This window comes from Roseibaca calidilacus, from assembly GCF_001517585.1.
GTDB classification, from domain to species: domain Bacteria; phylum Pseudomonadota; class Alphaproteobacteria; order Rhodobacterales; family Rhodobacteraceae; genus Roseinatronobacter; species Roseinatronobacter calidilacus.
The window spans coordinates 1,232,383-1,245,457 of the sequence record NZ_FBYC01000004.1 but is presented as its reverse complement, the minus strand read 5'-3'; the positions used below and the strand labels follow the sequence as shown (position 1 = coordinate 1,245,457).

At 62.6% G+C, this 13,075-nt stretch carries 16 protein-coding genes; 4 read left to right on the top strand and 12 right to left on the bottom strand.

The window, feature by feature from the left end; translation table 11 throughout:
• Window positions 1-6 precede the first annotated feature (6 nt).
• From ihfA to AWT76_RS09655, 5 genes are all read right to left on the bottom strand, one after another.
• Window positions 7-312 (bottom strand): integration host factor subunit alpha, encoded by a 306-nt coding sequence (gene ihfA, locus AWT76_RS09675; protein ID WP_072247625.1) that lies wholly within the window; start codon window positions 310-312, stop codon window positions 7-9.
• Window positions 313-395: 83 nt separating this feature from the next.
• Window positions 396-1,373: a beta-ketoacyl-ACP synthase III gene (locus AWT76_RS09670; protein ID WP_072246168.1), complete on the bottom strand. Its 978-nt coding sequence runs from the start codon at window positions 1,371-1,373 to the stop codon at window positions 396-398.
• The gene (gene plsX, locus AWT76_RS09665) at window positions 1,370-2,482 is read right to left on the bottom strand and encodes a phosphate acyltransferase PlsX (protein ID WP_072246167.1); all 1,113 of its coding nucleotides are present in this window, start codon (window positions 2,480-2,482) and stop codon (window positions 1,370-1,372) included. Before plsX ends, AWT76_RS09670 begins: the two co-directional genes overlap by 4 nt.
• 31 nt (window positions 2,483-2,513) lie before the next feature.
• Window positions 2,514-2,720, bottom strand: a complete 207-nt coding sequence (gene rpmF, locus AWT76_RS09660; RefSeq protein ID WP_072246166.1) for a 50S ribosomal protein L32 — start codon at window positions 2,718-2,720, stop codon at window positions 2,514-2,516.
• A gap of 186 nt (window positions 2,721-2,906) precedes the next feature.
• The gene (locus tag AWT76_RS09655) at window positions 2,907-3,473 is read right to left on the bottom strand and encodes a YceD family protein (protein WP_141655924.1); all 567 of its coding nucleotides are present in this window, start codon (window positions 3,471-3,473) and stop codon (window positions 2,907-2,909) included.
• Between the two features lie 163 nt (window positions 3,474-3,636).
• Between AWT76_RS09655 and AWT76_RS09650 the strand changes: the two genes are divergently transcribed.
• The 3 genes from AWT76_RS09650 to cysE all read left to right on the top strand — a co-directional run bounded on the left by AWT76_RS09650 (window position 3,637) and on the right by cysE (window position 5,835).
• Window positions 3,637-4,083, top strand: coding sequence for an outer membrane protein assembly factor BamE (locus tag AWT76_RS09650; RefSeq protein ID WP_072246165.1), 447 nt, complete (start codon window positions 3,637-3,639; stop codon window positions 4,081-4,083).
• A 96-nt stretch (window positions 4,084-4,179) separates the two neighbouring features.
• A complete protein-coding gene (locus AWT76_RS09645) occupies window positions 4,180-4,932 on the top strand; it encodes a GNAT family N-acetyltransferase (RefSeq protein ID WP_176699377.1) in 753 nt (250 codons plus the stop codon).
• 90 nt (window positions 4,933-5,022) lie between these two features.
• Complete coding sequence (cysE, locus tag AWT76_RS09640) at window positions 5,023-5,835, top strand: serine O-acetyltransferase (RefSeq protein ID WP_072246164.1); 813 nt, start codon at window positions 5,023-5,025, stop codon at window positions 5,833-5,835.
• Window positions 5,836-5,896: 61 nt separating this feature from the next.
• Here cysE and AWT76_RS09635 read toward each other — a convergent pair whose 3' ends face one another.
• The 4 genes from AWT76_RS09635 to pdhA form a co-directional block, all read right to left on the bottom strand.
• Entirely contained in the window at window positions 5,897-6,328 is a 432-nt protein-coding gene (locus AWT76_RS09635) for an organic hydroperoxide resistance protein (protein ID WP_072246163.1), read from the bottom strand.
• Window positions 6,329-6,470: 142 nt separating this feature from the next.
• Window positions 6,471-7,787, bottom strand: coding sequence for a pyruvate dehydrogenase complex dihydrolipoamide acetyltransferase (locus tag AWT76_RS09630; protein ID WP_072246162.1), 1,317 nt, complete (start codon window positions 7,785-7,787; stop codon window positions 6,471-6,473).
• Between the two features lie 12 nt (window positions 7,788-7,799).
• Window positions 7,800-9,155, bottom strand: coding sequence for a pyruvate dehydrogenase complex E1 component subunit beta (locus AWT76_RS09625; protein ID WP_072246161.1), 1,356 nt, complete (start codon window positions 9,153-9,155; stop codon window positions 7,800-7,802).
• A gap of 16 nt (window positions 9,156-9,171) precedes the next feature.
• Window positions 9,172-10,182, bottom strand: a complete 1,011-nt coding sequence (gene pdhA, locus AWT76_RS09620; RefSeq protein WP_072246160.1) for a pyruvate dehydrogenase (acetyl-transferring) E1 component subunit alpha — start codon at window positions 10,180-10,182, stop codon at window positions 9,172-9,174.
• Window positions 10,183-10,437: 255 nt separating this feature from the next.
• Here pdhA and AWT76_RS16745 point away from each other — a divergent pair, with 255 nt between their 5' ends.
• A complete protein-coding gene (locus AWT76_RS16745) occupies window positions 10,438-10,818 on the top strand; it encodes a DUF6455 family protein (protein ID WP_141655923.1) in 381 nt (126 codons plus the stop codon).
• Here AWT76_RS16745 and AWT76_RS09615 read toward each other — a convergent pair.
• From AWT76_RS09615 to AWT76_RS09605, 3 genes are all read right to left on the bottom strand, one after another.
• Window positions 10,757-11,608 (bottom strand): universal stress protein, encoded by an 852-nt coding sequence (locus AWT76_RS09615; protein WP_072246159.1) that lies wholly within the window; start codon window positions 11,606-11,608, stop codon window positions 10,757-10,759. The two genes, AWT76_RS16745 and AWT76_RS09615, sit on opposite strands and share 62 nt — an antisense overlap.
• On the bottom strand, window positions 11,605-12,537 hold the full coding sequence (locus AWT76_RS09610; protein ID WP_072246158.1) for a Hint domain-containing protein: 933 nt from the start codon (window positions 12,535-12,537) through the stop codon (window positions 11,605-11,607). The genes AWT76_RS09615 and AWT76_RS09610 overlap by 4 nt, the downstream gene beginning before the upstream one ends.
• A gap of 104 nt (window positions 12,538-12,641) precedes the next feature.
• Window positions 12,642-13,034: a DUF2147 domain-containing protein gene (locus AWT76_RS09605; RefSeq protein ID WP_072246157.1), complete on the bottom strand. Its 393-nt coding sequence runs from the start codon at window positions 13,032-13,034 to the stop codon at window positions 12,642-12,644.
• Between the last annotated feature and the right edge of the window lie 41 nt (window positions 13,035-13,075).

Sequence of the window (13,075 nt, the reverse complement as noted above, 5' to 3'; positions counted from 1 at the left end):
TACTGGTTATTGCCCGGCATTGCCTTGTGCCACGCGGTCTTTCATCAGGTGCGACGGGCGGAAACTAAGCACGCGGCGTGGTGAAATCGGCACTTCTTCGCCGGTTTTGGGGTTGCGCCCCATGCGGGCATTCTTGTCGCGCGTGGAAAATGTGCCGAAAGAAGAGATCTTGACCTGTTCACCGGCCACCAGCGCATCAGAGATGTGCTGCAACACGCTATCCACCAAGGACGACGATTCGTTGCGCGACAAGCCCACTTCGCGGAATACCGCTTCGGTCAGGTCCATTCGTGTAAGTGTTTTTTCCGACATCATGCCCTCCGGCGTTTCACACCATCCTGAGCGAAAGCAATTTCCGAGTCAATATCAGGGGGTTGCGCCGCCGCCTTAAAGCGCTACCAGCGCAGCACAACCGCGCCCCAGCTTAGCCCGCCGCCGATGGCTTCGGTCACGATGCAATCGCCGGGTTGAAACTGCCCGCGCGCAGCCGCAACCGACAAGGCCAGCGGGATGGATGCGGCAGAGGTATTGCCATGGTCCTGCACGGTCACAACGACCTTTTCCATCGGCACGCCCAGTTTCTGCGCCGTGCCACGGATAATGCGCAAATTGGCCTGATGCGGCACAACCCAATCAACATCGCCCGCGCCAAGCCCTGCGCGGTCCAGCGCGGTGGTGGCGGTTTGCGCCAGTTTCTCGACCGCGTGCCGGAACACCTCGCGGCCCTGCATTTTCAACACGCCCGCCGTGCCGGAACGCGACACACCACCATCAACATAAAGCAGCTCGCGGTATTGGCCGTCGGAATTCAGGTCCACGCCAAGGATGCCGCGATCATCGGACGTGCCGTCGCTTTCGACCGCTTCCAGCACCACGGCACCGGCACCGTCGCCGAACAGCACACAGGTGCCCCGGTCGGTCCAATCCATGATGCGCGAGAAGGTTTCGGCCCCAATGACCAAGACGCGCTTGGCCTGCCCCCCAAGGATCAACCCGTTGGCATTGGCCAGCGCAAAGACAAACCCCGCGCACACTGCCTGAATGTCAAAGGCGAACCCCTGCCGGATGCCCAATGCGGCCTGAACTTGCGTGGCAACGGCGGGAAATGTGAAATCGGGGGTCGATGTTGCGACCACGACGGCATCAATCTGGTCGGGCGTTATGCCGGACGAGTCCAGCGCGCGGCGCGCGGCATGGGTCGCAAGGTCGGAGGTATACTCACCCTCGGCCGCGAAATGCCGCCGTTCGATCCCAGAGCGCGAAACGATCCAGTCATCCGAAGTGTCAAGCGTGGCTGCGAATTCCGCATTCGGCACGACCCGCTCTGGCAGGTAATGGCCGCACCCGCGAATGACCGCCCGGATCGTGCTCATTCTGTGCCCCCCGCGCTTTCGGTATTGGTGTCCTGCCGGCCCGACACCGATTCCATGACCGCGCTCAGCCGGTCCGACATCCGCTCTTGAAAGCCCGACCGCGCCAGCGTGAAAGCCAGCTTGATCGCAGAGGACACGCCCGTCGCATCGGCAGAGCCGTGTGATTTGACCACGGTGCCGTTCAGGCCAAGGAACACGCCGCCATTCACGCGGCTGGGGTCTGTGCGTTTCTTGGCGCGGCGCATGGGGCGCAGCGCCAAAAGCCCGGCAATCTTGGCCCAAGGCGTGGCGGTCAATTCGCGGCGCAGCAGGTCGGAAATCAGCCGGGCCGTGCCTTCGCCGGTTTTCAGCGCAACATTGCCGGTGAAACCGTCGGTGACGATCACGTCAACACGTTCTGACGGGATGTCGCTGCCTTCCACGAAGCCCACGAATTCGAACTGGCCGATCTGCGCGGCCTGCGCGATCAAAAGCGCGGCTTCTTTTATTTCAGCGCGGCCCTTGTGGTCTTCTGTGCCTACGTTCAGCAAGCCCACGCGCGGGCGCGGCATATTGAACGCGTTGCGATAATAGGCAGCCCCCATCATCGCGTATTGCAACAGCGATTCCTCGTCGGCGCGCACATCTGCGCCAACATCCAGCATGGTGTTGAAGCCGGTCTTGCCGCGCGACGGCCACAGGCAGGCAATGGCCGGGCGGTGCACGCCGGGCAGTTTGCGCAACTGCAACATAGACACGGCCATCAGCGCGCCGGTATTGCCGCAAGACACGGTCGCTTGCGCGTCGCCCTTGCGCTGTGCGCCAAGGGCGTTCCACATAGAGGTGCCACGCCCATGGCGCATGACCTGCGCGGGCTTGTCGTCCATCTTGACGGTGTCGGGGCTATGTTGCAGCGTCAGCCGCTTGGCCAGACCCGGCTTGCGCGCAACCAGCGGCGCAAGAACGGCCTCGTCACCATGCAGCAGAATGTGCAGTTGCGGATTCTTTGCCAAAGACAAGGCGCAGCCGTCAATGACAGCTGCGGGCCCTTGATCGCCGCCCATAGCATCCACCGACACGGTTATCATGTCGGAGAAGCCTGTGGCGCTGGTGTCGCGCGCGTCTGACATTATAGACCCTGACGCGTGACAGCGGCCACGATCAGGCCGCGTCGTCTTCCAGGTCGATCTCAGTTGCCTGAGCAACCACTTCGCGGTCGGCGTAATGTCCGCAGGACGGGCAAACGTGATGCGGGCGCTTCAGCTCACCGCAATTGCTGCACTCGTTGGGGTTCGCGGCAACCAGCGCGTCATGCGAGCGGCGCATGTTACGGCGAGAGCGGGTAACGCGATTCTGTTGAACGGCCATGTCAAACCTCGGATGTCAGTGGCGCTTTGGCGGCCCAGATGCAAAGGGCCGGTGCGGCGCAGGTGTCAGTGATTGCGAATTTTTGGCCGGATACACGGAATATGGCGCAGTTCCAAGCCCTGTTCGTATGAACCGGCGAAAATACAGGCGATTTTTTAACCTGCAAGCCCGAATAGGGGGGGCACCTTAGCTCCGGTCAAGCTTGTCGCGCAATGCCGCCAGCCCGGCAAACGGCTTGACGGCGTCGTCATCCAGCGGCGTTTCGCCCTCCGGTGCGGTGCGCAAAACCCCCTCGGGGTTCAGCGCGGCACCCTCGGCACGGGGAAATTCCGGCAAAGCCAGCGCCAGCGCTTCCACGACGATGGCCGACAGGTCAATCCGGCCGCCCAGTGGTTCTTGCCGGTCATCGAGTGTCATCTCGACCTCTTCGCCCTCTGGTTCGGACCAGTCGGCGATGAAATGGCGCTGAATGCGCTCATCGATTCGCGTGGTGACGGGGGCCAGCGTGACGGCGCAAGGCTGCACAACCGTTGCCCCCAGACTGCCAGACACTTCCCAATCGCGTGCGCCCAAAGGCGCAAGCTGGCCATGAAAGCGCATTTTGCGCACGGCGCTCAGGCCCAGATACTGCGCGATTGCGGCGCAGGTGGCGGCATCGGGTTCGATCAGGATCTCTCTGGGTTTGCGCCCGTTCAGCGTGCCCACGGCGACGGACGGGGCCAGATGGGGCAATTCGGGTAGGTCATGGGTCATGGTCTGAACCCCTTTCATAGGTTTGCCTGCCGCATTGCGGTGCCGCAAAGATATAGGCCCATGGTTTCCATTCTTGAAGTGCCGGGCGTCCTTATGTATCCCTTTGGCGAATGATGCGCCCCTTTTGCCGGGGTGCCGCGTGTGACAAGGGGCGGGTTGGCTGATGAAACAGGGTGTTTTTGCGCTTTTCGCTGTGGTGGCGCTGGCCCTGAGCGCCTGCTCGCCGGTGCAACGCTATCATGGCTATGCCCCCGATGACACGCAACTGGCCGAAATTGAAGTTGGTCAGGACACCCGCGAAACAGTGGCCGAGAAGATCGGCCGCCCCGGCGTGTCGGGCGTGATGGAAGGTGGCGATTGGTATTATGTGCAAAGCGACTGGATCGAGCAAGGCTGGCGCGCCCCGGTCGAACAGCGCCGAGAGGTCGTTGCGATCAGCTTCGACAGCCGTGACCGCGTCAGCAATGTCGAACGCTTCGGGTTGGAAGACGGGCAGGTCGTGGCGCTGTCGCGCCGTGTAACCGAAAGCGGACCGCGCGGGCAGTCGGTCTTGCGTCAGATCCTTGGCAACCTTGGCCAGTTCAACCCTGCCCAAATGCTGGGGAACTGAGCGAAGGGCAGGGCGGGGCAAGGCGATGAGTGCACCGCGATACGGTCAGGCACAGGTTGGGTTCGGGCATGGCTTATGCGCGCAGGGGGCGGCGTGATGGCAATGGCAAGCCGCTTTCCCGACCACAAATTCGGCCGCCTGACATTGCGCATTGCCCGCGATGACGCCGATTTGGCGCAGGTCGCGCAGCTGCGCCGGGTGCGCTTTCGCGACAATCGCGGTGCCGACATGGACCAATTCGACCCGCTTTGCGCGCATCTGCTGGTGGTCGAAGGGGATGACCCGGCCGCGCTGGCCTGCGCGCGATTGCGCCTGCTGGACGGGCCAGAGCTGGATGACTGCTACAGCGCGCAATTCTATGATCTGTCGCCATTGGCGCGCGCGGGGCTGCGCGGGCTGGAATTGGGGCGTGTCTGCATAGCCAGCGACCGGCGGCAAGACCCGGATATTCTACGCGCGCTGCTGGCCGGGATCGCGCTGCATTCCGATGCCGAGAAGGTCGATCTGCTTTTGGGCTGCGCGTCTTTCAAGGGCGATGACCCGGCCCGACATGCGGCGGCACTGGGCTGGCTGAAGGCGCGGCATACCGGCCCCTCTGGCCTGTGTCCGCTCAAGCGTGCGCCCTTGGCCTTTGATCTGCCCATGCCCGGTGATCTGGCCGACCAGAAGGCCGCGATGCAATCCATCCCGCCGCTGTTGCGGCTGTATCTGGGGCTGGGGGGCTGGGTGTCTGACCATGCCGTGCGCGATCCCAATCTGGACACGCTGCATGTGTTCACGGCGGTTGAAGTGGCACGCATTCCGACCGCGCGCAAAAAGCTGCTGATGGGCATGACCCAGCCGCGTTAACGCGCGCGCGCGAAAGTCCTGCATGGCAATTGTTTTTAGCGCCTTTGCGGTTATATGCTATCCCAGATTGTTCCGAAAGGAGGGCGGATCATGGCCCAATCACCGAAACCCAACCTGCACAGGCTTGACCCGGTCTGGGAACGTATCCGCCGCGAAGCCGAACAGGCGCTGGACGCAGAGCCGCTGCTGGGGGGGATGTTTCACGCATCGGTCCTGCACCACAAGACGCTGGAACAGGCGCTGGCATTTCGGCTAAGCCAGAAGCTCAGCACGGCGGAACTGTCCGAGCAGATCCTGCGCGAGATCATGGATGCCGCCCATGCCGATGACCCATCCTTGGGCGAGGCGGCGCGCGCCGATATCGTCGCCACCTATGAACGTGACCCGGCCTGCAACCGGTTCCTGAAACCGCTGATGTATTTCAAGGGGTTTCAGGCGGTTCAGGCCTATCGCATCTCGCATTGGCTGTGCCGTCAGGGGCGCAGTGACTTCGCAAGCCTGATCCAGATGCGGGTGTCGGAATGCTTCGGGGTTGATATTCACCCCGGCGCGAAAATCGGCAAAGGCATTATGATCGATCACGCCCATTCCATCGTGATCGGGGAAACGGCGGTGGTGGGCGACAATGTGTCGATGCTGCATTCGGTCACGCTTGGCGGCACCGGCAAGGAAGATGGCGACCGCCACCCCAAGATCGGCAATGGTGTGCTGATCGGGGCCGGGGCCAAGGTGTTGGGCAATATCCGCGTGGGCGACTGCGCGCGCATCGCTGCCGGGTCTGTGGTGCTGGAAGAAGTGCCGCCGCGCAAGACCGTCGCGGGCGTGCCCGCGCGCATCGTGGGCGAGGCGGGCTGCGCGCAGCCTTCGCTGACCATGGACCAGTTGTTCCGCGGCGAAATCTGAACGCGCCATCGCCGGAAAAGACATGGGGCGCGCAAGGTCACTGCCTTGCGCCCTTTTTGTATCAGCTTGCACGGCGCGGCGTGATGGTCAGGGAACCGCGCGTTGCGTCTGAATAGGGGCAGACATGATGCCCGCCTGCGATCAGGTCATCGGCCACGTCATCGGGTAGACCGGGCAGCGATACATCAATCTCGACCGCGATGCCGAAGCCGTTATCATCGCGCGGGCCAATGCCAACCGTCGCGGTGACAGCCGCATCGCTGGGCACATCAATTTTCTTGCCACGCGCATAGGCGCGCATGGCCCCCAGAAAACAGGCGGCATAGCCTGCGGCGAACAACTGTTCAGGGTTCACGCCATCGCCAGAGCCGCCCATTTCCGTGGGCGGGGCCATCTTCAGGTCCAGCGCCCCGTCATGGGTTTTGCTCGTCCCGTCGCGGCCGCCGCCAGTTGCTGTGGCCTTGGTGCTGTAGACGATTTTCGATGCGGGCATGGAAGCCTCCTTTCTTCGACTGCTCCACCCTACCTATGGGCGCTTGGCTGTAATTCAACCGGGTCAGGTTGCGGAGCGCGCAACGCAAAACCCCGCCCGGGCGTGCCGGACGGGGCTATTTTTCTTGGCGCGCGACCTTGGATCAGGCCAGCATCGTAACCGGGCTTTCCAGATAGGCCACCACCTCGCGCAGGAATTCGGCCCCCAGCGCGCCGTCGATCACGCGGTGATCGACCGACAGGGTCATGGACATGACGGTGGCGACTTTCAGCTCGCCATCGGCGCCGACCACCGGCTTTTTCACGCCCGCGCCCACGGCCAGAATGGACCCGTGCGGAGGGTTGATGACGGCATCGAAATTCTCGATCCCGAACATGCCAAGGTTGGAAATCGCCATCGACCCGCCGACATATTCATGCGGGGCCAGCTTTTTCGAGCGCGCGCGGGTGGCAAGGTCTTTCATCTCTGCCGACAGCGCCGAGAGCGATTTCAGATGCGCGTCTTTCAGCACCGGTGTGAACAAGCCGCCCTCTATGGCGACAGCCACGGCCACATCAGAGGGTTTCAGCCGCAAGATACGGTCGCCCGCCCAAACCGCGTTGCAATCCGGCACGGCTTGCAGCGCCATGGCGCTGGCCTTGATGATGAAATCGTTGACCGACAGTTTCACACCGCGCGGTTCCAACTGTTTGTTCAGATCGGCGCGGAACTTCATCAGCGCGTCCAGCTGCACTTCGCGGCGCAGGTAGAAATGCGGGATGGTCTGCTTGGCTTCGGTCAGGCGGCTGGCCACCGTCTTGCGCATGCCGTCCAGCGCGACTTCGTCATAGTCGCGCCCTTCATACATGCGCGCAACCATATCGGCGCTGGGGCCGCTGGGCATGGCGGTGGCGGCTTTTGCGGGCGCGGCCTTGGTGTCGGGCGCAGCGGCGGCCTGCGGGGCCGTGGCAGCACCCGGCTTGGCATCGACCACATCGGCTTTGACGATGCGGCCATGCGGGCCAGAGCCTGCGATCTGCGCAAGGTCCAGCCCCTTTTCGGCAGCGATGCGCCGCGCGAGCGGCGAGGCGAAGACCCGCCCACCATCCTTGACCGGGGAAGGGGGGGCGGCCACGGCGGAGCTCCCTTCGGGAGCCGCCTTCGTGGCCGCGTCAGCCGCGGGCGCGGCTTCCGGCGCTTTTGCCTGTGAGGGGGCTGCGATGTCATCCGCGCTTTCGCCATCGTCAAGCAGCACGGCGATGGGGGTGTTGACCTTCACCCCTTCGCTGCCAGCAGGCACCATGATCTTGCCGATCACGCCTTCATCGACGGCCTCGAATTCCATCGTGGCCTTGTCGGTTTCAATCTCGGCCAGAATATCGCCCGAGGACACGGTATCGCCCTCTTTGACCAGCCATTTGGCCAGCGTCCCTTCCTCCATCGTGGGGGAGAGCGCGGGCATCAGGATTTCCGTTGGCATCTGTGCCCCTCCTTAGCGATAGGTGACTTTGCGCACGGCTTCGACCACTTCATCGGTCGTGACCAGCGCCAGTTTTTCAAGGTTGGCCGCATAGGGCATGGGCACATCTTTGCCGCATAGATTCAGAACCGGCGCATCCAGATGGTCGAAAGCCTGTTCCATCACGACAGAGGTGATGTAATTGCCCACCGAGCTTTGCGGGAAACCTTCTTCCACGGTCACAAGCCGGTTTGTCTTGCGCACAGAGGCAAGGATCGTGTCGGTATCCATGGGCCGGATGGTGCGCAGGTTGATGACCTCTGCCCGGATACCGTCCTTGGCCAGCCGCTCGGCGGCTTCCAAGGCATAGGTCATGCCAATGCCGAAGCTGACAATGGTCACATCCTCGCCCGCGCGCTCAACCTTGGCCTTGCCGAAGGGGATGGTGAAATCATCCAGCACCGGCACGTCAAAGCTTTTGCCGTAGAGGATTTCATTTTCCAGAAAGATCACCGGGTTCGGATCGCGGATGGCCTGTTTCAACAAACCTTTCGCGTCTGCCGCCGAATAGGGCATGACCACCTTCAGACCGGGGATAGAGCTATACCACGCGGCATAACACTGGCTGTGCTGCGCGCCGACGCGCGCCGCCGCCCCGTTCGGGCCACGGAACACGATGGGACAGCCCATCTGCCCGCCCGACATATACAGCGTTTTCGCGGCAGAGTTGATGATCTGGTCAATCGCCTGCATGGCGAAGTTGAAGGTCATGAATTCGACAATCGGGCGCAGCCCGCCAAAGGCGGCACCCACCCCGATCCCGGCAAAGCCATGTTCGGTGATGGGCGTGTCGATCACGCGCTTGGCGCCGAATTCGTCCAGCAGCCCTTGGGTGATCTTATAGGCACCCTGATATTCGGCCACTTCTTCGCCCATGACGAAAACTTCTTCGGTGGCGCGCATTTCCTCGGCCATGGCGTCGCGCAGGGCTTCGCGCACGGTCTGTTTCTTCATCTCTGTGCCCTCTGGCCAGTCGGGGCTGGCATCGGGGGCAGGGGCTTCGGGCGCGGGTGCGGGTGCGGCCGGGGCCGCAGGGGTGGCGGCCGGGGCTGGTGCGGGCGCAGAGGTATCGGCAGGAACCGCCTCGCCATCTTCGACCAGAACCGCGATGGGGGTGTTTACCTTCACGCCCTCTGTCCCGGCTTCGACCAGAATTTTGCCGATCACGCCTTCATCGACCGCCTCGAATTCCATCGTGGCCTTGTCGGTTTCGATTTCCGCCAGAATATCGCCCGCGGACACGGTGTCGCCTTCTTTCACCAGCCATTTCGCCAGTGTGCCTTCTTCCATGGTCGGAGAGAGGGCGGGCATGAGAATTTCGGTTGCCATATGTTTAACCCTCCACTCAGGCGGTCTGCGGCACTTCGGCCGCGTAAATATCTGTCCAAAGCTCGTCCAACGCAGGCTCCGGGCTTTCCTTGGCGAAATCGGCGGCCTCGTTGACGACGCCCTTGATCTCTTTGTCGATGGCTTTCAGGTCATCCTCTGACGCGTGTTTGCCTTGCAGCAGCAATTCGCGGACATGTTCGATGGCGTCACGTTCCTCGCGCATTTTCTGCACTTCGTCGCGGGTGCGATATTTCGCGGGGTCGGACATGGAATGGCCGCGATACCGGTAGGTCATCACTTCCAGAATATACGGGCCCTTGCCCGCGCGGCAGTGGGCGACGGCCTTTTCGCCTGCGGCTTTCACCGCCAACACATCCATGCCGTCCACCTCTTCCCCGGCAATGCCGTAAGCGGCGCCGCGCTGCCACAGGTTGGGGCTTTTTGACGCGCGCTTGGTCGAGGTGCCCATGGCGTATTGGTTGTTTTCGATAACGAAGATGACCGGCAAATCCCACAGCTCGGCCATGTTGTAGGTTTCGGCAACCTGGCCCTGGTTGGCCGCGCCATCGCCGAAATAGGCGAAGGTCACATTGTCATTGCCGCGATACTTGTCTGAAAACGCCAGCCCTGCGCCCAGCGGCACTTGCGCGCCGACAATGCCGTGGCCGCCATAAAAATGCTTGTCGCGGCTGAACATGTGCATGGAGCCGCCCTTGCCCTTGGAATAACCGCCCTCGCGCCCGGTCAGTTCGGCCATCACGCCCTTGGGGTCCATGCCGCAGGCCAGCATATGGCCGTGATCGCGGTAAGAGGTGATGCGCTTGTCGCCGTCTTTCGCGGTCGCTTCCAACCCGACAACGACCGCTTCTTGCCCGATATACAGGTGACAGAAGCCACCGATCAGGCCCATCCCGTAAAGCTGGCCCGCTTTTTCCTCGAACCGGCGGATCAGCAGCATGTCGCGATAATAACTCAGCAATTCCTCTGCCGAGACATTGGATTTCGGTGTCGTCTTGCGTGTCGCCATGCCCGGACATTCCTCCCGTAATGAGAATAGTTCAACGTTAAACAACTCTTTATCGCATATTTATATGCGTTGCGAGGGTTTTATGGCAAGGCTGCCATGCGCCATATGCAAGGCCAGCCTGCTGGTCAGAAAAACACAAGCGCTTAGGGCAGTGTTAAGCAATTTCTGTGCAGTCTTGGCTGTCGGGAACGCAACGGTTTGGGTCCGGGTGTCAAAGCCGTTGCCGCGTCAGCGCAAGATAAGGCAGAGAATTTCATGAATCATAACGGCAACGCCATGGCATTGGCAAAGACAAGGCAGCCTTTCGGAAATGTCGTGGTCTATCCGGGGCGTGCGGGGACAGATCCAAGCATGACGCGCCCGAAAACAGAGTTGAACATCTGGCAGATGGCGGCGGCGTTGCAGATCGATCTGGTCGCGGCGATCAGAACCAGCGCGCTGAGCCGCGACAAACCGCTTGACCTGTTGCAGTCTATGGCGCGGCGTTGCGGGGCGTGCGAACAGGCCGAGGCGTGTAGCCGCAGGCTGTGCTCTGACATGGGGCGGCGTCAATCGCCGCCGGAATTTTGCGCCATCAAGTCGTGCCTGACGGATCTGGCGGCACAGCATGCTCCAGCCCGGCATATGGCTTCGTAACCAGTATATCGGTGGGCGGGGCGCGCATCAGGTCGCGCGCGTAATTGCCCAAGCGTGACGGGTCGCGCCCGGATTGGCTTGCGATGACCAGCAGATCGGTCTGCCCTTCGGCCATACGGTAGCGCAGCACCTCGTGCACGCCCCCGCGCACGATTTCGGGGGGCGTCATTTTCGGCGGCAGGCCGGGGTCGGACATGAAGCGGTCCCGCAACTGTTCCGCCGCGCGCCGTGTTTGGTCGCGCCGCGCCGGCGTGTCGGGCAACGGCATGGGCAAGGCATGAATGGCGTGAAATCGGGCGTCCGGTGCGACGCGGGCCGCCAGCGCCACGCCGCCGGTGCAGACCGGGTCGAAGCTGAGCGCGGCAAGAACCCGCGCATAGGGCCGCGGTGGCATGGTTTTGGCAATCAGCACCGGGCAGGTCACAGCAAGGGTGATCCGCTCCATCGTGGTCATGCGCAGCACGTCCAGCACGCGCCGTTCGCGGTGCAGTCCCATGACCAGAAGCGCGGGCTGAAGCCGTGCCACCAATGCTGCGATGCGTTCCGCGGGTGCGCCTTCCAACATATGCAAAGCGGCCGCGTCGCCGCCATGTGCCGCAAGCTCTTGCGCCAGTTCGTGCCGCGATGTGCGCGCAAGGCGCAGCCGAAACCGCGCCGCGCCCGCTTTGCGCACATGGACCAGCGCCAGCCGCGCGCCCCAATCCCGCGCGATCAGCGCCGCGCGTCCCAGCACCGCTTGCGACCGTTCCGTTCCGTCCGTTGCGGCAAGGATGACCGGTGCTCTTGTCATGTGCCGGATGAGCACTTGGCCTTGGTCAGCGCCGCCATGTCGATGGTCTGCGCGAAATGCGCGCGATGGTTCAGATGCGGGTAGCGTTCCGACAGATCGCGCGCGAAGGCTTCGGGCAGGCGGGCGACAGTGGCGCGCGACACCAGCAGGCTTTCGACGGGTATCCCTTCGGCATAGATGATCTGATGATCCTCGAACACCAAGGCGTGATAGGTCACAAAGCCGCCTTCGCGCTGATTCACGCGATTACCATCGACAAGGTGGCGGGCCTGAATAAGCGCCTCGGAGCGGCCATTGGCCGTCAGGCCCCCGCGCTGATACAGGAAAATCCGTTGCAGCGGCGCGACGACAAGCGGGCCAAGGTTGCCCATATATCCGGCAGGCAGGCATACCGGCGCGAACAAGCCCACCGCGCGCACCGTTGTCTTGCCCACCCACAGCAAGGGTTGCGCGCCGTTGTCGCGCGTCAGCACATAATCACCGGCGCTAAGCGCTTCGATCGGGGTCAGATGGCCATCGCCCGACATGATGCGGGTGCCTGCACAAAAGCAGCCATAGACCAATTGCGACAGGCGCAGCCGGGTCTGGCCGGGCTCAATGCCGATCAGCGTATAATGCGCATCATGGCGCAGCGGCGACAGCGGCAAAAGGCTAAGCGCCCCTTGCACATCCAAAAGCACTGAATCGACCACATCATTGTCCTGCGCCATCCAGCGCAGTTCGGCCAGCACCGTCACCGATCCTTCGGATGTGCGATACGCATCCTGCGCGATCTCGACAGAAATTGTACGGGCCTGTGCGCCCGGACAGAGCTGATACATGTCGCCCAAATACAGCGACTCTGCCGGCCCGAGCGGTTCGCCTTCGTTTATACCCCATAGCCCACGCAGCGCCGCTGCGTCGAATATCTCGCAATCATAATGCGTCATTTCGGATTATCCATGCGTTCCGCTTGGCCCCCCTCCTGCGCGAGGGGCCAGTGTAATCCGATCTACGCTGCCGTCAAACAGCTTCGCTGCGGCAAGCGACAGGTTCAGCGCGCGCGCGTCCAGACGGATTCGCGGCAGATGCCAAACACGCATCCTGATACGCCAAGACGGTCGCCGCGCAGGTCCATTTTCGCGGAATAGGTTTTGTCACGGTCCGGGGCATAGACCTTGCCGTCCGCGTAGCGGCCATTGGTGCCGGGCACCATGTCCCAGACAATCGCGCGGCCAATATTGTCGGACGGCACGGGCTGCCCATTCGGCCCGAAGGCCGCGACCAGCCCGCCGCAGATGCGGCCATTGGAACAGGTCTGCATCTGGACATGGCCGAAATTGCCATTGTCATCGGGTTGGGTTTTCCACAGCCCGTGGCTGGGGTCGGCCAGTGCGGGTGCGGCGGTCAGGGCCAGGGCGGCCAGTGTCAAAGCAGTGCGGCGCATGATGTCTCTCCTCCCATCAAAGCAGGGTGTATGACAGCGCG